This window comes from Flavobacterium limicola, assembly GCF_003634755.1.
GTDB lineage: Bacteria > Bacteroidota > Bacteroidia > Flavobacteriales > Flavobacteriaceae > Flavobacterium > Flavobacterium limicola.
Genome location: NZ_RBXA01000004.1, coordinates 1 through 24849, shown reverse-complemented (window position 1 = coordinate 24849; position 24849 = coordinate 1). Strand labels below are relative to the sequence as shown.

Here is a 24849-nt window from a genome sequence, read left to right as displayed (position 1 = left end):
CATGATAAACATACTCAAAAAAATATTTGGGCTTGGCGCCAAAGTGGATTATCCGGAATTAATTCAGAACGGAGCTATTGTCGTTGATGTGCGCAGCAAAGCCGAATATCTGGCAGGACACATTAAGGATTCTCTAAATATTCCCGTGGATTCGCTACGCAATAACCTGTTCAAACTGAAAGATAAAAACCAACCTATCATTACGTGTTGCGCTTCTGGAATGCGAAGCGCTTCGGCAAAAAGCATTTTGAAATCTAATGGCTATACTGCAGTATACAATGGTGGCGTATGGAGCAGTCTAAAAAATAAAATAGGACGATAAAAGATTTTTTGGCAACAGTAAATAATACTATTCGTATTTACAATTAGTTAATTAACAGTTGATTAGATTATTATTTGTTTAATTTTATTCCACTTAAAAAATTTAAGTGAATGAGTTAGATAGAAAAAATAGTATCTATTATTTCTATACAATTTAATCTTAAAAACTAGCGTTATGAGAACTGCAATTAGTAAAAACGAAAATGTAAAAGGTGCAATGCAAGCAAAAAGCAATGCCGCACATGGCTTAAGAGATTTATTTGAAAATGGATTGAAAGACATCTATTGGTCTGAAAAAGTTTTGACTAAAACCTTACCAAATATGGTGAAAAATGCTTCAACACCAGAATTAGTAAACTCATTAAAAAGCCAATTAAATGAATCCAAAGAACATGTTTCTCGCTTAGAGAAAATTTTTCAAGAGAATGGTATGAAACCAACTGCAAAAAAATGTGATGCTATGGAAGGTATTCTAAAAGAAGCCGATGGTCTAATTAAAGAAACTGATTTAGGTGCAGTACGAGATGCAGGAATTATTGCTGCGGAACAAAAAGTGAAACATTACGAAATAGCAACGTATGGCACTTTGCACGCCTTTGCTAAAACATTAGGAGAAAACAAAGCTGCCAATTTGCTTGCAATGACACTCGATGAAAAGAAAAAAACAGATGCAACATTAACCGGAATTGCAATGTCAACCATCAACAATCAAGCTCACAAAGCAGATGCGATTACAAACATTAAAGCATAATTTTCATACTTAAAACAGCTAATAACTGTTTTTCCTACTACTTAAAAAGCCCGCATTTGCGGGCTTTTCTGTGAATTATAATCTGACTTGAATAAAATGTAATCTATTTTTATAGCTAATAAAAGTTTTCAATTATTCAGCCATTGCCGGATAATCAGTGTATCCTTTCACGGTATCAGTATAAAAAGTAGTTTGATCTGGCGTGTTCAATGGTGCATCAGTTTTAAAACGAGCCACTAAATCTGGATTTGCAATAAAGGGAACTCCATAAGATACAAGATCAGCATATCCGTCTTCGATAACTTTGATACCGGTTTCTTTGTTAAAACTTTTATTGATGATTAAAGTTCCTTTGTAAAATGGTCTGAAATGTTTGGCTACTTCAGTAACCGCAAAAGGTACCTCACTTACATCAGTGAAAGGCTCCGTTAAATGGATATAAGCCAATCCGTAATCATTCAGTTTATTGATAATGTACTCATAGGTTGGAATTGTCTGTTCATCCAGCATCATTCCCTGCGCATTGTGCAACGAAGGATTCAATCGAACACCAACTTTATTATAATCAATAACTCCTTCTAAAGCATCTAGAATATCAAATAAGATTCGGGATTTGTTTTCAATAGAACCACCGTATTCATCCGAACGATGATTGGAATAATCATTAAAAAACTGTTGCAACAAATATCCATTTGCAGCGTGCAATTCGACTCCGTCAAAACCTGCAGCAATTGCATTTTTAGCTCCGTTTTTAAAATCTAAAACGGTTTGTTTGATGTCTTCAATCGTCATTTCTTTTGGAACAACTGTATCAACAAAACCATCATTTGTGTACGCTTTTGCAAAAGGATTTAACGCTGACGGTGCGTGTGGCAATTCACCGTTATGCAAATCCGGATGCGATAATCGTCCCGTGTGCCACAATTGTGCGAATATAGTTCCTTCTTTTTCGTGTACTGCTTTTGTAACTAGTTTCCAACCTTCGGTTTGAGCTGCACTATAAATTCCTGGAACGTTGATAAAACCAACTGCTTTTGTACTCACAAAAGTTCCTTCGGAAACAATTAAACCTGCTGTAGCTCTTTGCGCATAATATTCTGCCGTGAGTGTTGTAGGAACATTTCCTTCATTATTAGAACGGCTTCGTGTCATTGGCGCCATCACCATTCGGTTTTTTAAAGTACTGCTTCCTAATGTGTAAGGTTGAAATAAAATTGATTTGCTCATTTGATTTTTTTTTTAAATTAATGTTAGTTTATAAAATATCGGCTTTCAAACCAATACTTGTCAATAATGTCAAAATAGTCTTTACGGCTTGCTTATCGTTTCCGTTCAAAAAAAAGGAATCGTTAGATTCATCCGCTGATTCGAAACTCTGAACAACTTTGGAATAAGGAAACAAATCCTGCCATTTTTCAGCAGAATTTCCGCTAGTATTTGTATTCTTTTTGTTTTCCAAGAAAATTACAATCTTGCCTGTAGCCACTTTTCTGATTTTTTCAGTAAGATTGCTGTCAGATGCCGCAGCATTTGAAAGTATAATAACATCCGCTTCCCAACTGGCATTGGTTGGACAAATCATCATCTCCGCGTTTACGTTTGAATACTCTGAAAGTATTTGTGAATAAACGGTATTCAATACAATAGCATCATGATCAAACAGCAAAACGGGATTGGTTTTGGCAATTTGCTTCGCTAGAAAAATACTGTTGGTTTCTGAAACACCAAGTACTGCAAATGTTATTTTGTTTGACATCGACTTTAATTTACTTGGCAAATTTAGGGCTGTACTGGTGAAGTTTCTGTTGATGTAAAACAAGAAATTCTATTGATCTATGTCAATTAAAAAGAACTACGATTGTTAATTTGTTTGCGAACCCGACTCAATGTTTCCGGTTTCAGTCCAAGGTAAGAAGCAATCATGTGTTGGGGTACACGTTGAACAATTCCGGGATATGCAATTCCTAGATTGGTGTATTTTTCTTCGGCGGTTTCAGTTAAAGCCGAATTTATTCGAACTTGATTTGCGATGTAGGCATTTTGCAAAAGCAAGCGTTGGTATCTTTCAAACATGGGGATTCTATCCATCAATGCTTCTCTGGCTTCAGTAGTCAGCAAAAGCAATTCAGAATCCTCAAGCGCTTCAATGGTATAAATAGAGTTGCTGTTGGTCAGAAAACTTGACAAATCTGTAATCCACCAGCCTTCAATCGCAAATTGTACAATGTGTTCATTCCCTTTTTCATCCATGGAAAAAGAGCGGAGAATTCCTTTTTCAACAAATGCATTGTAGATACAAATGTCTCCTTCCTGCAATAAGGTTTGTTTTTTACGTAACTTCTTTGGGATAAAAAACGTTTTACACAACTCCATTTCTTCTGGGGTTAGTGTCACTTTTTCCTGAATGCTTTTGAATAATTGTTGAAACATGGCTGCAAGATACTAAATAGTGTTAAAAGTGAGAAATAGTGTTGGTGCCAAAAAATAGAATCCTTAATAACTATTGATAAATCTAAAAATGGAACCTTCTATTAATCAAATTATCTGATTATATTTGCGCAGTCTAATTTTAACACACAAATGAAACCGAACACACAACAATTAAACGATTTAACAATCCAAGTCAGAAGAGATATTCTTCGAATGGTACACGCAGTAAACTCAGGTCACCCAGGTGGTTCTTTAGGTTGCGCTGAATTTCTGGTAGTTTTATACCAAAATATCATGGAACGCAAAGAAGGTTTTGATATGGACGGAATTGGAGAAGATCTTTTCTTCCTTTCAAACGGGCATATTTCACCTGTATTTTACAGCGTTTTAGCAAGAAGTGGTTATTTTCCGGTATCAGAACTGGCTACTTTCCGTTTGATCAATTCAAGATTACAAGGACACCCAACTACACATGACGGTTTACCGGGTGTGCGTATTGCGTCTGGTTCCCTTGGACAAGGATTATCTGTAGGGATTGGTGCGGCACAAGCAAAAAAATTGAATGGTGACAGCCATATTATTTATACGCTTCACGGGGATGGTGAATTGCAAGAAGGTCAAAACTGGGAAGCCATCATGTATGCTTCTGCAAAAAAAGTCGACAACCTTATTGCTACAATAGACTTAAACGGAAAACAAATTGATGGTTCTACCGATGAGGTTTTAGCCATGGGAAGTATCCGCGCTAAATTTGAAGCTTTTGATTGGGATGTTTTAGAAATTGAAAAAGGAAATGACATCGAAGCAATCATTGCTGGTATGAACGACGCCAAATCAAGAACCGGAAAAGGAAAACCAGTTTGTGTATTGTTGCATACTGAAATGGGTAACGGAGTAGATTTTATGATGTACAGTCATGCTTGGCACGGTAAAGCGCCTAATGATACGCAACTTGAAATTGCTTTAGGTCAAAATTATACTGAAGGAGAAAGCGACTACTAAATAATTATGAATTTTGAATTATAAATTATGAATTCTCATAATCATTTAATTTTAAAATCATTCAATTAAAGAAAATGAAAAAATATACAAATACAGGAAGTAAAGATACTCGTTCAGGTTTTGGAGCGGGAATGACTGAATTAGGTCAAAAAAACGAAAATGTGGTAGCACTTTGTGCTGATTTAATAGGTTCCTTAAAATTTGATGATTTCAAGAAAAATCATCCGGAGCGTTTTTTCCAAATTGGAATTGCGGAAGCGAACATGATTGGAATTGCAGCAGGTTTAACTGTTGGAGGAAAAATTCCTTTCACAGGGACTTTCGCTAACTTTTCTACAGGAAGAGTGTACGATCAAATTCGTCAATCAGTTGCATATTCAGAGAAAAATGTAAAAATTTGTGCTTCACACGCTGGTTTAACTTTAGGAGAAGACGGAGCTACACACCAAATTCTTGAAGATATTGGATTAATGAAAATGTTACCTGGAATGACCGTAATCAACACTTGTGATTACAATCAAACTAAGGCCGCTACATTAGCAATTGCAGATCACCATGGTCCTGTTTATTTGCGTTTTGGTCGTCCAGTAGTGCCTAACTTTATGCCAGCTGATGAGCCTTTCGAAATTGGGAAAGCGATAGTTTTAACTGAAGGTTCTGATGTAACTATTATAGCTACCGGACATTTAGTTTGGGAGGCTTTAATTGCTGCGGAAGCACTAGAAGCACAAGGGATTTCTGCTGAGGTAATCAATATTCATACGATCAAACCATTGGATGAAGAAGCGATTTTGAAATCATTGGCAAAAACAAAATGTATTGTTACTGCTGAAGAACACAATATTCTTGGTGGTCTTGGCGAAAGTGTTTCCCGAGTATTAGCATTAAACAGTCCAGCTCCACAAGAGTTTGTAGCGGTTAATGACAGTTTTGGAGAATCTGGAACACCAGAACAATTAATGGATAAATACAAATTGAACAATCAAGCGATTGTTGAAGCTGTAGAAAGAGTAATGAAAAGAAAATAATTTTTTTTCTGGAATTGAAAGCGGATACCATAAAAAGGCATCCGCTTTTTTATTTAAAAATAATAGGAACTTTTTTGGATGATCCGTTTTTAATTTTTGGATTTACTTCGATTGAATTCTAATAATGCCTTGAAAAGAGAATATAAAACTCAAAAATCAGCATTAAATTATGGTGAAATTGCTAACTATTAATATGAGAATTATAAAAGCGCTAAGCTATTTTTTTTCTGTTTCAGAGGGAAGGAAACCGAATCTTTTTTTAAAGGCACTTGAAAATTTACTATTGCTATTATAACCTGTCAAAGTAATAATTACTTTTACTTGGTCATTTGTTTTTTGAATGAGCTGTAAAGCCAAACGCATATTTTTCTCTTTATGATATTGTAACAACGATAGTCCAAATACTGTTTTGAAATTAGATTTTAATTTTGTTGGAGACATGTTCACTTCAGTGGCAATATGCTCAATACCCACAAAAGGAACATTTAAATTATGCAAAATCATTTTTTCTGCTTTTGCAATTTTGTAGTAATCTAAATTACTTAATGAAACATCATTTTTCATACGATTGTCGTTAAAGGCATTATTAACGAAGTCCGTGATTAAATCCAAGCTATGTTTTTTTAAATCAACAGTGTTAAATACCCCTGAATTTTCGTTTTCCAAAATTTCCGAAATTTGTTTTGCTAACGTACTGGCTTTGGGAGCAATATCAAGCCAAGTGTAAAACCCTAAATCATTGTTCAGAAGTTTATAGATACTTTCTTTATTATGTAAGTCTTTAAAAAAAAGATTGTTATCTGCCCATTTTTTGTTAAAAATGAGGTTGTAAAATTTTCCTTTTGTATTTTTATAAAAATAAGTAGCTACTTCTGTTCTTGGTTTGTAAAATGTCCAGCAAACACTTAATAGTGTTACATTATTATTTAAAGAGTCTTTTATAGGAAACTCATATTCAAAAGCTGAAAACGATAAAAAATAATAATCACTAACTTCATCTTCAGTATAAATTGCTTTTGCAATTATATTTTGTTTAATTTCTATATCGGTGGCTAAGAGCCAAAAACCATCTTCGATTTGGCGATAATGCATGATGCCTTTGCAAAAAGGATTGTTAGTGTAAATTGCTTGTTCTAAGGGCTTATGCCTTGCTATTGGCGTTTTTATTACACTATTAAACATGACTTCCGGGGAATTGGATAAATAAGGCAATTCAAAAAAATCATCTTTGAGCAGGAAAAGGTATTTTTGAAGGTGTTTAGACCATTTATTTAAGGACATAAATTTTAATATTCTTAATATTTAAAATCAATTTAGTTGCGCAACCAAAAAATATTGTTAGAGTTAAATTTATTTAAACATCTAAGTTGATAAACTTGAGGACAATTATTTATTCTAAAAAAGTGTTAATTTAAATTAAAAATAAATGAAATTTTTAATTCATCGATTAAGTGTTTTGAATAATCGATTAACTGTTGCTTTAGAAGTGATTAGTGCTGTTTTCGCTACTAATACCTTTGTTGATTTTATATTTTAAGCATTTTTTTTTTGTTAAAAATCTTAAAAAAAAAGAGTAGTTTAGCATTCAGATTATAAATCTACTATTGAAAAATCAACATCCAAAATCTAAAACTATGTCTGAAAAAACCATTACAGCAAACAATAAATCAAAATCAAAAAAAGTAAACATTATTCCGCTCAAAGAAGCACAAAGATGGGCTAAACGTTGGGCTAAAAAAGAAGGTCATTATAATAAACACCATAATTTGAATGCATTTCTAATCCCTAAAGTTGATTTACTTGAAGTTTTAGCAGAAGGAGTAGATGCAGTGAGAGCTTATATTGGAGTGGATGATGCAGGCGTTGAAAAGTTAATGATTGTAGGAACAAAATTCAATCCTGAAACAGGAATTTATGTAGATATGATTTCTGACTCTTTAGGAAATTCAGCAGGAGTTGAAGATAATATATACGATTTTACAGAGCCTTGCCCGCCGGCGAGCGATCCTGAAAGTCCTTTAAATTACTAATTGACATGTGGAGTTTATTTGCAAATATTGGTTACTTAATTTTATTCCTTAACCTAATTCTATTTATTAAAAGCGCCCAAAATTACGGGAAAGCGTTCTCAATTTTTACATGGTATCTTGGTGTAATTTTTTTAGTCCAAATTACTTCAATGACCTTGAAGAAATTCAATATTAATAACTTATATCTCTCGCATTTTTATTTTATCGGCCAGTTTATACTTCTGAGTCTTTTTTACATAAATATTTTAAAAGGAGAATTACAAAAAAAAATAGTGAAAGTTTGTCTAATCATAGTCTTGTTGTCGTTAGCAGTACAATATGTGAATGACCTTTCTTTGTTTTTAAAATTTAATCTTTTCGAAATATTCATTACTTCCATATTATTGATTCTGTATGCCACTTTTCATTTTTACAATATGTTAAATGAAAAAAAAGAGTTCTATTTCATAAATATGGGCATTTTGTTCTATTTGTTTGGCAGTACAATTTTGTTTCTCGTAGGGAATCTAACAATTGTTTTAAGTCCAAAAATGAGTAAAATTACGTGGATTTTGAACAGTATATTGTATGTTTTGTATCAGATTTTTATATTGGTAGAATGGAAAAAAAGTTTTTCTAAAAAAAGAGAATTTAAACCAATTTTATGAAAGTCAATACGCTGCAGGAAAGTGAAATAATTGAAATCATAGTGTATAGTTTTATCGCTTTCCTTCTGATGGGATTGGTATTGATATTTTTTTTTTATTTTTCAAGAAAGAAAATTATTCAAAAGGAATTAGAAAAAAAGGATTTAGAAATTCAGTATCAAAAAGAACTTTTAAGTGCCGTAATTGTTACTCAGGAAGAGGAACGCAAGCGTATTGCACAAGATTTGCATGATGACATCAGTTCAAAACTGAATATTGTTTCGCTGAACTCGCATTTGTTGACCACACCTAATTTATCTCAAAACGAGATTCATGAAATTACTGCAAACATTATCAATCTTACTGGGAAAGCTTTAGATAATTCAAGAAAAATTGCACACGGTTTGTTGCCTCCTGTTTTAGAAAAATTTGGACTTCATGCAGGAGTCGAGGAATTATGTTTGGAATTTAGCAGTTCCAAAGCCGTGAAAGTAAATTATGAAAACAAAACTGCGTTTGATATCAGAGACATTGATAAACATTTACATGTTTTTAGAATTTTGCAAGAACTAATGAATAATTCGCTTCGACACGGAAAAGCTACTGTTATAACGGTCCTTTTTGAAGAAAAAAACGGAATAAAAAACTGTTATTATTCAGATAACGGAATTGGCTTTGAAATGAAATCCGACGAAAATAAAAAAGGCTTAGGAATGAAAAATATAGAAAGCAGAATTACTTTTTTAAATGGTAAAATGACATTAGAATCAGTATTAAACAAAGGAATTTCGATAGTTTTTAATTTTTAAAAAATGAGCAAAACGATAAAAATTATATTAGTAGATGATGAGATTCTTTTTAGAAAAGGAATTTCTTTTTTATTGGAAAAAGAAAAAAATATAAAAGTTATTTTTGAAGCCTCAGACGGAAGTGAACTAATTTCATTTTTAAAAGAAAGTAGTATTCATCCCGATATTATCATAATGGATTTAAAAATGCCAATATTAAATGGAGTGGAAGCCACAAAATTAATACGTAATGAATTTCCAAAAATTAAAATTATTGCTCTCACAAGTTATAATTCCAAATCTTTTGTTGCCAATATGATTAGTGTGGGAGCTGTTTCTTATTTGGTCAAAAATGCAACACCACAAGAATTATTACTGACTATCAATGAAGTAGCTGCGAAAGGATTTTATTATGATGAATTTGTAATGAAGAATATTCAAGAGAATATGTGCGTTAGTAAAAATATAAAAAGTTATCTAGACAATAATTTTTTGACTTCTAGGGAATTAGAAATACTAAAGTTGATTTGTGAACAAAAAAACACAGTCGAAATTGCCGAAAAACTTTTTATAAGCCCAAGAACAGTAGAAGGACATAGGAATAATTTACTACTTAAAACGGAATCCAAAAATATAGCTGGTTTGGTTGTTTACGCTATACAAAATGAAATAACATTGATTCAATAGCTAAGAAGTAATTAACTTCCAAGGAGTTTAATGGCAAGGATGTAATATAAAATAATGGTTGCAACCAGAAAGTAGAAGCCAATTTTTCGTATCATAATTATTAACTTGGTTTGATTATTATCTTCGTCAAATTTCATTTTAACGTAAATATTTTTAGTTTTTTACTTAAAGACTTATTGCGAATTTAATTAATTCAAAGTTGTTGACTATGCGTATTTTTACCTGTTTTTAAAGGAACAAATTGCTATTTATGTTTAGTTTTTTGCCTTTTTCTGTTGAAAATAGATATTAAATTAACAAATTTTTAATTTTTCAGTAGTGATTTAAATCTCTTACTTTCTATCTTTGAAGTATAAAAATTAGTAAATGATTTACAAACGATTCTTATACATTTTTATCTTTCTGCTCTCTATTTCGGGAAAGGCTTCCTTTATTTTGCTACCAATGGACGAAACTACACAGCAAAACCATTTGAAAGCATACGGAATTACATTTTGGTGTTTGGACAAAAATTATAAGGCAAGTTGGTTACTTAATTATCGTGGAGGATCTTTTCTACTCCCTGATGCAGAGGAAATCCGCAAAGAGTGCCGGATTCGAGGTGTTAGTTTTGAAATAATTTCTGATGGAGAAGAGTTGGCTATCTTGAATGAAATCTCTAGTCCTTCCCAGAATATGGAATCAGTAGTGCTTGAAAAAGCGCCAAAAATCGCTGTTTATACACCTAAAGGAAAACAACCTTGGGATGATGCTGTAACGCTAGTTTTAACCTATGCAGAAATCCCTTTTACCGCAATTTATGATGAAGAAGTCTTAAGTGATCAACTTTTGCTTTACGATTGGTTGCACTTGCATCATGAGGACTTTACGGGACAATATGGTAAATTTTATAGTGCATACAAAAATGTACCTTGGTACATTGAGCAAAAGAAAGATGCTGAAACAATGGCTACTAAATTAGGATATTCTAAAGTTTCACAAGAAAAGGGTGCTGTAGCTAATAAAATTAGGGATTTTGTTATTGGAGGTGGATTTATGTTTGCTATGTGTTCTGCAACGGATAGTTTTGATATCGCTTTGGCGGCTGATGGAGTGGATATTTGTGAAGCCATGTTTGATGGTGATGCCAGCGAAGGCAATTACCAATCGAAGATGAATTTCAGTAATTCTTTTGCCTTCAAAGATTTTACTTTGGAAAGAAGGCCCGAGCAATATGAATTTTCGGATATTGATATGACTTCTAAAAGACGAGTTCCTATGGATAAAGATTATTTTACTTTAATGGAATTTTCAGCAAAATGGGATCCAATTCCTAGTATGCTCTGTCAAAATCACACCCAATTGGTCAAAGGATTTATGGGACAAACTACCGCATTTAACGCATCTTTAATAAAATCAAACGTGTTGGTTATGGGAACTTGTGAGTTGAATGGGGAGGCACGTTACATTCATGGTCAAAAAGGAAAAGGAATGTTCACATTCTACGGTGGTCACGATCCGGAAGATTTTCAGCATCAAGTAGGCGATCCACCTACGGTTTTGGACTTGCATTCTAATTCGCCGGGTTATCGTTTGATTTTGAATAATGTATTGTTTCCGGCAGCAAGAAAGAAAAAATTGAAAACATAGTAAAAATAAAAGCCAATCGAAATTCGATTGGCTTTTGTTTTTTAGCCCTGATGGTAGTGGCATCCTTTCTTTGCCTTCTTTAGGCAAAGAAAGATATAACGGACAGCAGGATAAGCTCCTGAAAAAATTACACCACTCCGTGTTCATTTTCTTTGTCTAAATATTCTTGTACAATATCAATAGCGTTTGTCACTACGTCACTTAAGGCGGTGATGAAGCTTCCTTCTTCGGCACAATTTATAGCATGTTTTATCGCTTCAGTTTCTTTAGGAATAATTTCATAGGTAACAGTTTTTCCTGAAGTTTTTATCCCGTCCAGGATTAAATTAATAATTTCATCTTCGGTTCTTCCTCTCAGGTATTTTTCTTGTCGGATGATGATATGGTCAAACATTCGGGCCGCAATAGTGGCACATTCCCTGATGTCTTCGTCTCGGCGATCACCAACTCCTGCAATAATTCCAATTTTCTTGGTAGCATCTACGCTTTGAAGGTATTCTTCGACACCTTTGTAACCGGATGCATTGTGAGCAAAATCAATTAGGACTTTGAATTTTTTGAATTCAAAAATATTCATACGTCCTGGCGTTTGAGCGGCACTTGGAATGAAAGTTTGAAGGGATAAACTGATATCTTCAGTCTTGAAACCCCATAAATAACTCGCTAGAGTAGCAGCAAGGACATTGGCAATCATGAATTTCGCTTTTCCACCTAATGTTAAAGGAACGTGAGTGGCACGTTCAATGCGGATTTTCCATTCTCCTTTTTTGATAGTGATATAGCCATTTTCGTAGACTGCAACTGTTTTTCCTTCGGCACAAAGTTTTTTGATAAAATCGCTGTCTTCGCTCAAACTGAAATAAGCTACATTACAATTTAGGTCTTTTCCTAATTTTATACAATGTTCGTCGTCACCATTTAGAACAGCCCAGCCGTTTTTCTTGATACTTTTGACCACTGTTGCTTTAACTCTGGCCAAATCGTCTAAAGTATGAATGTCACTTAAACCTAAATGGTCTTCCTGAATATTCGTGATTACCCCGATATCACAGCGACTGAAGCCCAAACCAGAACGAAGAATTCCGCCTCTGGCAGTTTCCAGAACTGCGAATTCTACAGTTGGATCTCTCAAAATATATTCGGCACTAAGAGGTCCTGTTGTATCTCCTTTTTCCATCATGTGGTTTTGAACATAAATCCCATCTGATGTGGTGAAACCTACTTTGAAACCATTATTTTTTACAATATGTGCCAATAGTCGGGTAGTGGTGGTTTTCCCATTTGTTCCCGTCACGGCAACTATAGGAATACGACACGATTTTCCCGGAGGATACAGCATGTCAATTACCGGTGCAGCCACGTTTCTGGGCAATCCTTCAGAAGGAGCAAGGTGCATTCTAAAACCAGGAGCCGCATTGACTTCCAGAATTACACCGCCATTTTCTTTTAATGGTTGCGTTAAATTTTCGGCCATAATATCAACTCCACAAACATCGAGTCCAATGACTCTTGAAATTCTTTCGGCAAGAAAGATATTTTCGGGGTGCATCATATCAGTAACGTCTACAGAAGTTCCTCCGGTGCTTAAATTTGCGGTAGATTTTAAAAATACAATTTCACCAATTCTTGGAATAGTTTCCAAAGTATAGTTCAGTTTTTCTAATAAATCTTCGGTATCACGGTCAACATCAATTTGAGTCAGCACATTTTCATGGCCATAACCTCTTCTTGGGTCCAGATTTGTGGTATCAATTAACTGCTGAATGCTATCCGTTCCGTTTCCTACTACGTGAGCAGGAACTCTTTTTGCGGCAGCTACTAATTTATTATCGATAACCAATATTCTAAAATCGAAACCAGTTATGAATTTTTCTACAATGACACGTTTGCCGTATGCTTGTGCAAATGCTAAGCCGGATACAGCATCTTCCCAATTGTTAACATTTATGGAGGCACCTTTTCCGTGATTTCCATCTAATGGTTTGAGTACTATGGGATAGCCGATTTTTTTTATAGTTTCAGTTAAATCCTCCTCGTTTACACAAATGCTTCCGCTGGCCACAGGGATAGAGGCCATCTCCAACATTTTTTTAGTCTGTTCTTTATTGCAGGCAATATCTACCGCGATACTACTGGTTTTACAGGTAATAGTTGCCTGAAAACGCATTTGATTGATACCATATCCAAGTTGTACTAAAGAATTTGTTCCAAGGCGTATCCATGGGATATCTCTAGAGACAGCTTCTTCTACAATACTTCCGGTACTTGGCCCAAGTCTCACGCGCTCGCGTATTTCTCGCATTTTCTGAAGATCGGCATTCACATCATATTCAGTTCCCGCAATTAATGCTTCGGCAATGGCAACAGAGGATTCTGCAGCAAAAAGACCTACATTTTCTTCCGTATAACTAAAAACTACATTATACGTTCCTGGAGTTTTAGTTTCTCTTGTTCTTCCAAAACCGGTTTCCATTCCGGCAAGAGACTGAATTTCGAGTGCAATATGTTCGATGACATGTCCCATCCAGGTTCCACGTTCTACTCTGGAAAAAAATCCCCCACGACAACCTTCAGAGCAACGGTGTTCAATCATTGAAGGAAACATAGTTTCAATCCGTTCTTTAAATCCGTCAATTTTATTGGTAGGGAACTGCTCCATTTCTTCCAAATCCAAACGCATTTGAATTAATTTTTTTCTTTGAATACTCCAGATATTCGGACCACGAAGGGCTTGTACTTTAATTATTTTCATAGAAACAGAAGATTATTTTTTTGTGTAAAAAAAGTTGAATACAAAGGCTTAATTTTCATTTTTGACCAGTGTTGTTTTGGAAAAAATAGGTAAAGTACAATATAACAACTCAATCTAAATAAGATTAGAATGCAACTAAATTAAAGTTTTTTACAATACGAATTGAAATTAATTCTTTGAAAATTAATTAATAGTATCTCTGTTCGCAACTATTGAAAAAAAATAGAACTTCAAAGGTTCTTTTTTTTATCTTTTTGGTTATTTTTACCAAATGAATATACTAGGAAAACTAATAATAATAGGCGGTGCTGTAGATAAAGGAAGTTTTACCGAAACCGATTTAGATAAAAATGCCAATAATAATTTAAACTTTTTTGAAACTGGAATTTTAAAAAGGATACTTAATGAATCAAAACACAAAGAGAAGTCCCGCATAGAAATTATTACAACAGCTTCAGTCATTCCACGAGAAATTGGCCCTGAGTATGTTAAGGCATTTGAATATTTGAATGCTAAAAATGTAGATATATTGCATATCGAAAGACGAGAACAAGCTGCTGATGCAACAGTTTTATCTCGATTAAAAGCAGCAGACATTGTAATGTTCACTGGAGGCGATCAACTGCGATTGAGTTCCATTCTTGGAGGAACACCATTTCATGACATGTTGTTGGATAAATACCATAATGAAGAATTTATTTATGCCGGAACTTCGGCTGGAGCCGCAGCAGCCTCTAATAACATGATTTATCAAGGAAGCAGTTCAGAGGCTTTACTGAAAGGCGAAGTGAAAATTTCGAGCGGATTGGGTTTAATTGATGGCGTTATTATCGACACTCATTTTGTACAACGCGGTAGAATCGGTAGACTTTTTCAAGCCGTTGTAGGAAATCCGAGAGTACTGGGAATAGGACTTGGAGAAGATACAGGATTGCTAATTACCAATAATAAAGAAATGGAAGCGATAGGTTCTGGTTTGGTTATTTTAGTAGACGGTCGCGAAATAAAAGATACTAATTTAACGAAAGTAGAATTAGGACAACCAATATCCATTTCACATTTGGTAACACACGTTATGAGCAAATTTGATACTTATAATCTTGAAACGCATAAAATGCACATTCAATCTTCCCATTACCTATAATTCAGGTTTTGGAGAATAGGTTTTATGCTTTCGTCCAAATCTCATCACGCAACACCATTAATCGAAACCAATAATATGAAACTAATTATACATGGTGGTTTTTTTTCGGAATCATCAACCAATCACGAAACAAAAGTGGCCAAGCAAAAGGCTTTAGAAAGAATTGTAAAAGATTCCTATGCCTTTTTACAAACGCATTCCGCATTAGAAGCAGTTGTTTATGCCGTTTCTCTTTTGGAAGATGACGAATTATTCAATGCCGGAATTGGATCCCAAATACAAAGTGACGGAAAAATCAGAATGAGTGCCGCCGTTATGGATGGTGAAACTCAGAAAATGAGTGGCGTTATCAATATCGAAGAAGTGAAAAACCCTGTTCAGGTTGCACAAATACTGATGCAATATGACGACAGAATTTTAGGTGGAAGTGGAGCAACTAATTTTGCCAGACAACATGGTTTTGAACCTTTTTCAACTGAAATTCCACAACGAAGAGCGGAGTATGAAGCAAAACTGAAATCATTGGGGACAGGAACCGTAGGTTGTGTTGCTTTGGACCATAACGCAAAAATTGCTGTCGCAACTTCAACAGGCGGAAAAGGATTTGAAATTCCGGGACGTATTTCTGATTCGGCTACTGTAGCCGGGAATTATGCAAATGCATTTTGTGGAGTGAGTTTGACCGGAGTGGGAGAGGATATTGTGAGTAATGCCACCGCGGCAAAAATCGTCACTCGGGTTACCGATGGTTTTACGCTAAAAGATGCTTTTTCCAAAACATTTGATGAATTAAAACCTTATGATGGTTTTGCAGGAGCAATTGCCATTGACAGTCAAGGAAATATATTTCATCAGGATTCGCATCCAAGTATGGTTTTTGCCAGTTTTGATGGCAATAATTTTAAAGTTTTTGATTAATATTCTCTGTTTAAAGGGATATTTATTTAGTATTAATTCAAAGAAAATTCAAACCAAATAGGAATGTGGTCAGAGATTATTCTGGCCTCTTTTAGAGAATTGAAGTTTTTATAAAACGGAATAATTCCTGAATTTATAGTATTGATTTTCGAAGATTTAAAATACATATTATCAAATTCCGAAGCCAGACAATTATCGTTTTTGCATTCCTGTTTCAGCGATGTTTTTTGGTCAACCAAAATTGACTGATAGCCCATTTTTTTCAAAGGATTAAAAACAGTATGCGATTGCGGACAATTGAAATCACCCGCGAAAATTAAATTTAAATTGGGATATTCATCCGGTAGAAATTTAAAATATTTAATTTCGGTTTCAGGTTGTCTTTTCTTTGTTATCGCATGAAAATTAACGATTGTAAATTGTTTGTTTTCATATTGAAACGTACAGAAATAGGGTTCTCTGTCTATTTCTAAATGGTATTTTTTTTCTAGCCAGGCTTTTCCTATTTTTTTAATTTTACTCGTTTTCCAGATAAAAGCATATCGTTCAGTTTTATAAGCGCTGCTACTGGTAGGGTCACTAATCACATAATCCCATTTTGCTCCTTTACGATTCAGTTCATCCGCTAATCTGGCTACTGCCTGCGCGCCACCATATCCTGCCACGACTTCCTGTATGGCGACAATATCATATTCTCTCAGCGAATTTGCAATATAGTTGATCGATTCTTCGGATTTTGATTTACCAAAATTTTCAAGATTCCATGAAACGAGTTTGGTTTGAGAGAAAGTAAAAGTAGTAATGAGTAGGAACAGGAAGGAGTAGCTGTATTTCATTTATTAGTAACAGAATATTTTAATGAATTTATTTTAAAATGACTTTGTATAAAATATAAAACCACACGATAAGTTCAAGTTTTTATTTCAGATTTTGAATGTAAAGATAGGTAAGGATTCACTTTAATGATAAACTGTCTCTTGTTTTGTTAAGAAGATTATATATTTTAATTTAAAACGGAATTGTATTGAATGTACCTATTTGATTAAGAATTAGCAGTTTTGAGGATATATCATTTAGGCACAAATTTCAATTAAGATTTTAGTACCATTATTAATTTTAGAGTCATAAATCTCTTTTCGAATTTCATTTATAAGATCTATAGCTTCTTGTTTTAATTTTACAGCTATTTTTTTTTCAAAAGCAGTTCCGTTTTTTAGACGTATTTGTAAGGTATAGTTTCTGAATTTATTCATTTTTAAAATGAAAATAATGACTGTCAAGTACGCGAGAATTATTGGTATGTCAACTTGTAGGTATAAGTGAGAAAATAGTCCAGAAAAGAGTAGCACTAAGATTATTAAAAATTTATCACGGAGCTTCATTTTATTTACAGAAATATAAATTTGATCCAATTCAGAAAATAATATTTCTTTTTTTATTTTTCCTCTTTTATTTAAAATTATTCCGTGTTCTGCTAAAGTAATTTCCTTGAATTTATTTTTAAAAATTATTCTGTTGTAAAGTTTATTTTTATTCATTTTCATGATTTGGTCATTCTGTATTTTTTGTTGTTCCAGTCCAATAATCTTATTTGTTTTTCCAAATTTGATATACCAAATAAATGAGACAAGCAGTTCCTATTAGGATTACAGCAATTTGTATTGAAAATAATAGATCAAAATTGAAAAAAAGTAATAATTGCATTAGATTAGTTTAGTAATTGATTTCAAACTTACAATCTTAAAAAATCATTAGTCTACGGTTTTCCTCATTTGTCAATAAAATGTTATTCAAATTCTGTTTTATAATTTTCTGTACAGTATTTGGAATAAATAATTTTCCCTTTTCGTTGTCTTGAGGAACATTTCATTGTTTTTTGATTTATAAAAATGTCAACTGTATTTTTTGTATTCCATTTATCAAAAATTTCAAGATTAATATCTTGTTCAGATATTAAAATTTTGTTATCAGGTTTGTCAGTCAATGAACCATTACCTTCATATTTAGGAACCTTTTCTAAATGAATTTGTAACGATTGTTTTGAAGGAAAAGAAAACAATATTATAAGTAGAAGACTTAACAAGATGTTTTTTTTCATTTTTAAGAAGTATCGTATTTTTAATTTCATTCCAATTTTTAAACCTGATAAAAAATAAAGGAATTGCTATATTTTTATCCAATTGCTTGCAATCCAATCTTGTAATTGAGTTCTGTAGACTTCGTTTTCTAATGCGGAATGTTGTAAAAAGCTTTCTACTTTTTGAAAACTTGCTTTTGTTTGGGGTACTTTATATTTTTCCAAGAACTGGTTGCAAAAATGGATTACTTCACATTCTTCTACTTTATCAACATAAATTCGGTCCAGAATTTCAATATGATTGGTGTTATTTTCCAGATTTATCGTTTGAGAATATCCTGAGAATGCTAAATCTTCTCTTGTAAAATTGGCCATTTATAGTGATTTAAATTTATGTGGTAAACCTAAGATCTTTATAAATCATATCCTTACGGGAAACCGTACAAGCACTATTTTTTTAATAAAAATATTAAAAAATGGCAGAAATAATTCAATTATTCTTAAGACTTTCGCTTTAGGAAGAGATAAAAAGTAGACTAGACCAGTCCTAAATCTTTTGTTATTGCGATAAGATGAACATTATTATTTGCCTTGAAATATATTTTGAGCTTATTGATGCGTTTTTCCAAACTACTATTGCCATTAGGTACAATTCCTGATTCTTTAAATTCAGATGAGATATTCTCTAAAGTAAATCCTTTTGACAATGATTTCAAAAGCGCTATATCATACGATTCAATTTCAAAAAGAGAATTATCTCTTAAAGCTAAAGATAATTCAGCAGATAGTTTTACTTCTTCATTATTATAAATACGTTGGATTGTTTTTTTGAGTGCGGGAATACTATTTCTACCTTTAGAAACATAAGCATTTATTTCTAAGTTTGTAAAGAGAGATTTTATTCTAAAGGATTTATCTTCAATAGAAAATACAATAGTTTTGAGGTCTGGCTGGAGTTTTTTTGCAGCATCAATAAGTTCTTCTCCAGATGAAAATCTACTTTCTCGGTGGTCTGGTTTAAATGACAAATCACTAATTAGTAAGTCATAAGGTGTACTGGTATGTAGCCCTTTTTTTATTTTTAAAAAAGCGTCATCACAGTATTTGGCATGATGAATTTCTAGGATAGCAAGTTCTTCAAGTGCTTTAACTATGGCAATGCTTATAGAGTCTAAATCTTCGGCAACTAAAACTTTTTTGAACATAGAAATTGGTGTTATATTGGGAAAACAATATGTATTCTAAATCCTTTATTGGATTTACTATCAAAAGTAATTGTTCCCTTTATAGATTTAATACGGTTTTCCACATTTTGCAGTCCATTTTTTGAATTTAATTGTTCAAACGTTGCTCCAATCCCGTTATCAGTGTAATCAATTTGTAATTTATTTTTATTTTTTTTGAAAGTTAATACAACTAAACTAGCTTGGCTATGCTTTTTCATGTTGACGAGTATTTCTTGGAGCACCCTGTAAACGATTATTTTCTTATTTTGTTCTAAGGTTTTCCAATTAATTGTTTCAATACCGTTTGATATCACGTTTACATTGGCTGTATTAAATCCAGACATCATTTCTTTCAAATTAGACATAAAGAATCGGCCGGTTTCCATGGTGTCGTTTTCTCGAGAAATATTTCGTGTTCTTGAATAAATGGTATCGAGATTTGAAATTAGTATTTCTTTATTGTGAATGTCCGATAAATCTTGTGTTTCAGCAAAAGCCATTGTATGATATACATCATTAGCCAATTCGTCATGTAATTTTTTTGCAATTCGAATCTCAGTATTGTAGGAGACTTTTATTTTTTCTCTTCTGTTTTTAATTAGTATTAGATTTGTTATCATGATACTAACCACAGTAATAATTGCAACTATAGCATATAGAAGTATATTTTTCTTTTTTTGTTTTTCGGATTCAATTTCTTTTTGCGCTTTTAATCTAACATTCTCATCTTTTTCTTTCTTAAAATCGTATTTGATTTTAGCAAATTGATTTTTGGCTTTTTGCCTAACTTTGTTGATGCTGTCATTTATATGGATAAAAGCGAGTGAATGTTCTTTTAATTCATCTGTTGAGCTATTTTGTATTAATAGTTTTAAAGATTGTAAACGTTCATCAACAGCCTTCACTATAGTTGCTTTTTTGTATGCGAGTAGAGCATGTTTTTTAGATAAATTGGAATTTCTTTTTTTATAATATTCAGATAAATTCAAATGGCTTGAGATTAATCCCCGGTTGTCTTTGATTTTTTCTCTTATTTTTAATCCTGTATTCAAATAAAAAAATGATTTTGAATTTCCGGATTTATCATAAGTATGCCCCAAATTATCATTTATTCGAGCAAATGTCTCTTGATTATTTTTGATTTCCATTTTTAGAATCAAAGGCAAGAAAAGTTGTATTGCTTTTTGATAATCACCCTTTTCAGTGTAAGCCAACCCGATATTATTTTTAATACCCGATTTTATTTCTGCATCAGTTTTTGAATTGATTGCTTTTTTGTAGTAATATATTGCATTTTCATTATCGAATGTGATTAGGTAATTGTTCCCTAGACCAATATATATATTAGTCTCTCCATACAAGTATTTATTAGAATTCTCTATAAAGGGAAAAGCTTCAATGCTTGTAGTTTCACTGCCGGAATAATCTCCTTGATTACGCTGTATTTCTGCCATCCAACTTAAGGACTGAATAATTCTGGAAGTATCTTTTTTTATTTCTGCAGCATATTTAGCCTTATTAAAGTAATAATAGGAACTGTCAAATGCTTCGTTTTCATAATGTTTGTGGCCAATATCTATGAGTCGGTTGATTTCTACTCGATCAAATTTTTTTGGAGTGCTGTCTTTAGGCTTTTTATTACAGGATTGTAAAAAGGTAAGGACTATTAATACGGCGATGTAAGCGGGGAAGTATAATTTTTTAAAAACCATCTTCCGAAATTACATCAAATAACTTTATTACAAAAGTTATTTGATGTATATATGGTTTCAATTCTAAAATGGAATTAAAAACAAAAAACCCCAATCTTTCGATTGAGGTTTTTCTATAAGTAAGTAAGCTAAATTGAGTTGATAAAACGTTTATTTTACTTTATTAAGTATTGCTTTGAAAGCTTCTGGGTGGTTCATCGCTAAATCGGCAAGAACTTTACGGTTCAATTCGATATTATGCTTTTTTACTTTACCCATGAATTGTGAATAAGACATTCCTTCCAATCTAGCTCCAGCGTTGATACGTTGAATCCATAAAGCACGGAAATTTCTTTTGTTCACTTTTCTGTCACGGTAAGCGTAGCACATTGCTTTCTCTACCGCATTCTTAGCAACTGTCCAAACGTTTTTACGTCTACCAAAGAAACCTTTGGCTTGCTTCATTATTTTTTTTCTTCTTGCTCTTTTAGCAACTGAATTTACCGATCTTGGCATAATTTTATTGTTTTTTTGTAGTAGGCGGCTTGAATTGAATCAAAAGCACTTAATGGCCATACTCCAAGGTTATTTTAAATTGTTTTAACCTAAAGAATTATTAAATAATTCTTAATTGTTGTTTGATGCTTTTCATATCTGTTTTGTGAACTAGCGCAGAGTGTGTCAATGCTAATTTACGTTTTTTAGATTTTTTAGTCAAGATGTGACTTTTAAAAGCATGCTTTCTTTTAATCTTTCCAGAACCAGTAACTTTAAAACGTTTCTTGGCGCTAGATTTGGTTTTCATTTTAGGCATTTTTTCCTAGTGTTTTAATTTATTCTTACTTACTTATCGTTTTGTCTTAAAGTCAAAAGTCATAAAATCTAACGTTAAGACTTTTGAACTTAGGACGTATTTATTTCTTCTTCTTCGGAGCAATGAACATAATCATTCTCTTTCCTTCCAGAACTGGCATCGCTTCTACTTTTCCAAATTCCTCAAGATCTGTTGCTAGTCTTAATAATAAGATTTGACCTTGATCTTTGTAAATAATAGAACGCCCTTTAAAGAAAACAAAAGCTTTCAATTTTGCTCCTTCTTTCAAGAATTTTTCTGCGTTCTTTCTCTTAAATTCATAATCATGCTCATCTGTTTGAGGTCCGAAACGAATTTCCTTAACGACTACTTGTGTAGATTTCGCTTTTAGGATTTTATCACGTTTCTTTTGCTCGTAAACAAATTTCTTGTAATCCATGATTTTGCAAACCGGAGGTTCAGCATTAGGGGAAATCTCAACTAAATCCAATTCAAATTGGTCAGCTAATCTTAAAGCTTCTGAAAGTTTAAAAACTCCAGGCTCAATATTTTCACCTACAAGTCTCACTTCTTGTACACCACGAATAAGGCTGTTTATTCTGTGGGCATCTTTTTTTTCTACGCGAGGTTGGTAACCTCTGTTGCTTCTTATTGCTATGACTTTATAATTTAAGTTAAACTGTGAATACTTTTAATGTTTTATTGATTTCCTCGTTTACAATAGCAACAAATTCTTCTATTGTAACGCTGATATTTCCCTTTCCTTCTTGTCCGTGACGACGGATAGAGATGGTTCCGTTTTTCTCTTCTTCCTCGCCTACGATCAACATAAACGGGGTTTTTTGCATTTCGGCATCTCTGATTTTCTTCCCGATTGTCTCGTTTCTATTATCAATGAGGGCGCGAATTTCGTGATTTTCTAGCAAATCTAAAACTTTTTTCGCATATATTTCATATTTCTCGCTCAAAGACAATATTATAGCTTGTTCTGGCATTAACCAAAGCGGGAAATTTCCTGCAGTGTGCTCTAGTAAAATAGCTATAAATCGTTCCATTGAGCCAAAAGGAGCTCTATGAATCATCACCGGTCTATGTAATTCGTTATCAGATCCTTTGTAGGTCAAGTCAAAACGTTCTGGTAGGTTATAATCTACTTGAATGGTTCCTAACTGCCATTGTCTTCCTAAAGCATCTTTCACCATGAAATCCAACTTTGGACCATAGAAAGCCGCTTCGCCATATTCAACTACAGTATTCAAACCTTTATCTGCAGCAGCATTGATGATGGCATTTTCTGCTTTTTCCCAGTTTTCATCTGTACCTATATACTTATCTCTATTTTCTTTATCTCTCAAGGAAATCTGAGCAGTAAAGTTTTCGAATCCTAATGAACCAAATACATATAATACCAAGTCAATTACTTTCTTGAACTCTTCGTCCAGTTGTTCCGGAGTACAAAAAATGTGTGCGTCATCCTGAGTAAACCCTCTTACACGAGTCAAGCCGTGTAGTTCGCCACTTTGTTCGTATCTGTAAACAGTTCCAAATTCAGCATAACGCTTTGGCAAATCCTTGTAAGACCATGGACGTACATTATAAATTTCACAGTGATGAGGACAGTTCATTGGTTTCAATAAAAATTCCTCTCCTTCTGCAGGAGTGCTTATCGGTTGGAAGCTATCGGCACCATATTTAGCATAATGACCCGAAGTTACATATAATTCTTTCTGACCAATATGTGGCGTAACCACTTGCTCGTAACCACCTTTTTTCTGTGCTTTTTTCAAAAATTGTTCTAAACGATCTCTCAAAGCAGCACCTTTCGGTAGCCACAATGGTAAACCGGCACCTACTTTTTGAGAAAAAGCAAACAACTCCAATTCTTTTCCTAGTTTTCTATGGTCGCGACGTTTTGCTTCTTCCAGTAATTCCAAGTATTCAGTTAAATCTTTTTGTTTAGGAAACGAAGTTCCGTAAACACGAGTTAACTGTTTGTTCTTTTCGTCGCCACGCCAGTAGGCTCCAGCAACGCTCATAACTTTCATCGCCTTGATAATTCCGGTATTCGGAATATGACCACCACGACACAAGTCAGTAAATGTATCATGATCACAAAAAGTAATAGTTCCGTCCTCAAGATTAGTAATCAATTCAGTTTTATAAACGTTGTCCTTGTATAGTTCTAAAGCTTCTGCTTTAGAAACAGGACGTAGTTTGAATTCATGCTTTCCTCTTGAAATTTCAAGAACACGATCTTCAATCTTTTTAAAGTCAGCATCTGTAATTTTCTGATCTTCAAAATCTACATCGTAATAAAATCCATTAGATATTGCTGGTCCAAGAGTTAGTTTTATTCCAGGATACATTTCCTCAAGAACCTGTGCCATCACGTGCGAAGTTGAATGCCAGAAAGCTTTTTTACCATCAGCATCATTCCATGTATATAATGTAAGACTCCCGTCCGTCGTTAATTGAGTTGAAGTTTCAATTGTTGTACCATCAAAAGAAGCCGAAATTACATTTCTAGCAAAACCTTCACTAATGCTTTTAGCAACATCCATGGGAGTTACCCCTGAATCATACTCTCTAACTGACCCGTCGGGCAAAGTAATCTTAATCATCGTTTAATATTTTAAGAATGCAAATATAGAGCATTGCAGAAATAGATACAATATATATGTAAGGTTTGTTGCTATATAGATGTAAATACAAAGTCAGTACTCCTTGTGTATAGGTAAAGAGGTTTTTTCCTATTGCGAGCTATTTCCTGCTATTCATTTCAATTAGAGTATCATTTTGGCGTTCCTTATAAAATACAGAGAGGCGATTATTGTAAAGGGTAATCGCCTTTTTGTATTGATAAGTCGGGCTATTTGCTACAAGTCCTCGTCTCGTCCGAAAAGACGAGACTGTGGGCTTTTTGCTGCTATCCCTA

The 24849-nt window shown here is 33.3% G+C and carries 25 protein-coding genes; 10 read left to right on the top strand and 15 right to left on the bottom strand.

What is annotated here, in order from left to right; genetic code table 11:
* Position 1 precedes the first annotated feature (1 nt).
* Positions 2–322 carry a rhodanese-like domain-containing protein gene (locus BC952_RS12645; RefSeq protein ID WP_121366007.1) on the top strand — a complete coding sequence of 107 codons (321 nt, stop codon included), beginning with the start codon at positions 2–4 and terminating at the stop codon, positions 320–322.
* Positions 323–496: 174 nt separating this feature from the next.
* A complete protein-coding gene (locus tag BC952_RS12640) occupies positions 497–1072 on the top strand; it encodes a YciE/YciF ferroxidase family protein (protein WP_121366006.1) in 576 nt (191 codons plus the stop codon).
* 132 nt (positions 1073–1204) lie between these two features.
* Here BC952_RS12640 and BC952_RS12635 read toward each other — a convergent pair whose 3' ends face one another.
* The 3 genes from BC952_RS12635 to BC952_RS12625 all read right to left on the bottom strand — a co-directional run bounded on the left by BC952_RS12635 (position 1205) and on the right by BC952_RS12625 (position 3502).
* Positions 1205–2299 (bottom strand): alkene reductase, encoded by a 1095-nt coding sequence (locus tag BC952_RS12635; protein ID WP_121366005.1) that lies wholly within the window; start codon positions 2297–2299, stop codon positions 1205–1207.
* 28 nt (positions 2300–2327) lie between these two features.
* Positions 2328–2828: a hypothetical protein gene (locus BC952_RS12630; RefSeq protein ID WP_121366004.1), complete on the bottom strand. Its 501-nt coding sequence runs from the start codon at positions 2826–2828 to the stop codon at positions 2328–2330.
* 86 nt (positions 2829–2914) lie between these two features.
* A complete protein-coding gene (locus BC952_RS12625) occupies positions 2915–3502 on the bottom strand; it encodes a Crp/Fnr family transcriptional regulator (RefSeq protein ID WP_121366003.1) in 588 nt (195 codons plus the stop codon).
* 150 nt (positions 3503–3652) lie between these two features.
* On the opposite strand from BC952_RS12625, the gene BC952_RS12620 reads away from it, so the two are divergent.
* Positions 3653–4504, top strand: a complete 852-nt coding sequence (locus BC952_RS12620; RefSeq protein WP_121366002.1) for a transketolase — start codon at positions 3653–3655, stop codon at positions 4502–4504.
* Positions 4505–4578: 74 nt separating this feature from the next.
* A complete protein-coding gene (locus tag BC952_RS12615) occupies positions 4579–5532 on the top strand; it encodes a transketolase family protein (RefSeq protein ID WP_091171249.1) in 954 nt (317 codons plus the stop codon).
* Positions 5533–5748: 216 nt separating this feature from the next.
* Here the strand turns inward: BC952_RS12615 and BC952_RS12610 are convergent, their stop codons facing one another.
* Positions 5749–6813: a helix-turn-helix transcriptional regulator gene (locus BC952_RS12610; RefSeq protein WP_121366001.1), complete on the bottom strand. Its 1065-nt coding sequence runs from the start codon at positions 6811–6813 to the stop codon at positions 5749–5751.
* 353 nt (positions 6814–7166) lie between these two features.
* Here BC952_RS12610 and BC952_RS12605 point away from each other — a divergent pair, with 353 nt between their 5' ends.
* The 4 genes from BC952_RS12605 to BC952_RS12585 all read left to right on the top strand — a co-directional run bounded on the left by BC952_RS12605 (position 7167) and on the right by BC952_RS12585 (position 11292).
* Complete coding sequence (locus tag BC952_RS12605; protein ID WP_121366000.1) at positions 7167–7562, top strand: hypothetical protein; 396 nt, start codon at positions 7167–7169, stop codon at positions 7560–7562.
* Between the two features lie 643 nt (positions 7563–8205).
* Positions 8206–8997: a sensor histidine kinase gene (locus BC952_RS12595; RefSeq protein ID WP_121365998.1), complete on the top strand. Its 792-nt coding sequence runs from the start codon at positions 8206–8208 to the stop codon at positions 8995–8997.
* Positions 8998–9000: 3 nt separating this feature from the next.
* The gene (locus BC952_RS12590; RefSeq protein WP_121365997.1) at positions 9001–9663 is read left to right on the top strand and encodes a response regulator; all 663 of its coding nucleotides are present in this window, start codon (positions 9001–9003) and stop codon (positions 9661–9663) included.
* 366 nt (positions 9664–10029) lie between these two features.
* Positions 10030–11292 (top strand): asparagine synthetase B, encoded by a 1263-nt coding sequence (locus BC952_RS12585; RefSeq protein WP_121365996.1) that lies wholly within the window; start codon positions 10030–10032, stop codon positions 11290–11292.
* Positions 11293–11419: 127 nt separating this feature from the next.
* Here the strand turns inward: BC952_RS12585 and cphA are convergent, their stop codons facing one another.
* Positions 11420–14044 (bottom strand): cyanophycin synthetase, encoded by a 2625-nt coding sequence (cphA, locus tag BC952_RS12580; protein ID WP_121365995.1) that lies wholly within the window; start codon positions 14042–14044, stop codon positions 11420–11422.
* Between the two features lie 271 nt (positions 14045–14315).
* Between cphA and BC952_RS12575 the strand changes: the two genes are divergently transcribed.
* Both BC952_RS12575 and BC952_RS12570 read left to right on the top strand, forming a co-directional pair.
* On the top strand, positions 14316–15188 hold the full coding sequence (locus tag BC952_RS12575) for a cyanophycinase (protein WP_121365994.1): 873 nt from the start codon (positions 14316–14318) through the stop codon (positions 15186–15188).
* A 75-nt stretch (positions 15189–15263) separates the two neighbouring features.
* Positions 15264–16106 carry an isoaspartyl peptidase/L-asparaginase gene (locus BC952_RS12570; RefSeq protein WP_121366180.1) on the top strand — a complete coding sequence of 281 codons (843 nt, stop codon included), beginning with the start codon at positions 15264–15266 and terminating at the stop codon, positions 16104–16106.
* Positions 16107–16138: 32 nt separating this feature from the next.
* Here BC952_RS12570 and BC952_RS12565 read toward each other — a convergent pair whose 3' ends face one another.
* From BC952_RS12565 to thrS, 10 genes are all read right to left on the bottom strand, one after another.
* Complete coding sequence (locus tag BC952_RS12565; RefSeq protein WP_121365993.1) at positions 16139–16942, bottom strand: endonuclease/exonuclease/phosphatase family protein; 804 nt, start codon at positions 16940–16942, stop codon at positions 16139–16141.
* Between the two features lie 237 nt (positions 16943–17179).
* Entirely contained in the window at positions 17180–17644 is a 465-nt protein-coding gene (locus BC952_RS12560) for a hypothetical protein (protein ID WP_147405283.1), read from the bottom strand.
* 248 nt (positions 17645–17892) lie between these two features.
* Complete coding sequence (locus BC952_RS12555) at positions 17893–18204, bottom strand: hypothetical protein (RefSeq protein ID WP_121365991.1); 312 nt, start codon at positions 18202–18204, stop codon at positions 17893–17895.
* Positions 18205–18270: 66 nt separating this feature from the next.
* Complete coding sequence (locus BC952_RS12550) at positions 18271–18558, bottom strand: hypothetical protein (RefSeq protein WP_121365990.1); 288 nt, start codon at positions 18556–18558, stop codon at positions 18271–18273.
* A 161-nt stretch (positions 18559–18719) separates the two neighbouring features.
* A complete protein-coding gene (locus tag BC952_RS12545; protein WP_121365989.1) occupies positions 18720–19388 on the bottom strand; it encodes a response regulator in 669 nt (222 codons plus the stop codon).
* A gap of 11 nt (positions 19389–19399) precedes the next feature.
* Positions 19400–21121 (bottom strand): tetratricopeptide repeat-containing sensor histidine kinase, encoded by a 1722-nt coding sequence (locus tag BC952_RS12540; protein ID WP_121365988.1) that lies wholly within the window; start codon positions 21119–21121, stop codon positions 19400–19402.
* Positions 21122–21271: 150 nt separating this feature from the next.
* Entirely contained in the window at positions 21272–21616 is a 345-nt protein-coding gene (rplT, locus tag BC952_RS12535; protein ID WP_121365987.1) for a 50S ribosomal protein L20, read from the bottom strand.
* Positions 21617–21716: 100 nt separating this feature from the next.
* Entirely contained in the window at positions 21717–21914 is a 198-nt protein-coding gene (rpmI, locus tag BC952_RS12530) for a 50S ribosomal protein L35 (protein WP_022827375.1), read from the bottom strand.
* 100 nt (positions 21915–22014) lie between these two features.
* Positions 22015–22572 carry a translation initiation factor IF-3 gene (infC, locus tag BC952_RS12525; RefSeq protein ID WP_370273076.1) on the bottom strand — a complete coding sequence of 186 codons (558 nt, stop codon included), beginning with the start codon at positions 22570–22572 and terminating at the stop codon, positions 22015–22017.
* A gap of 16 nt (positions 22573–22588) precedes the next feature.
* Positions 22589–24535: a threonine--tRNA ligase gene (gene thrS / locus BC952_RS12520; protein ID WP_121365986.1), complete on the bottom strand. Its 1947-nt coding sequence runs from the start codon at positions 24533–24535 to the stop codon at positions 22589–22591.
* Positions 24536–24849: the final 314 nt, after the last annotated feature.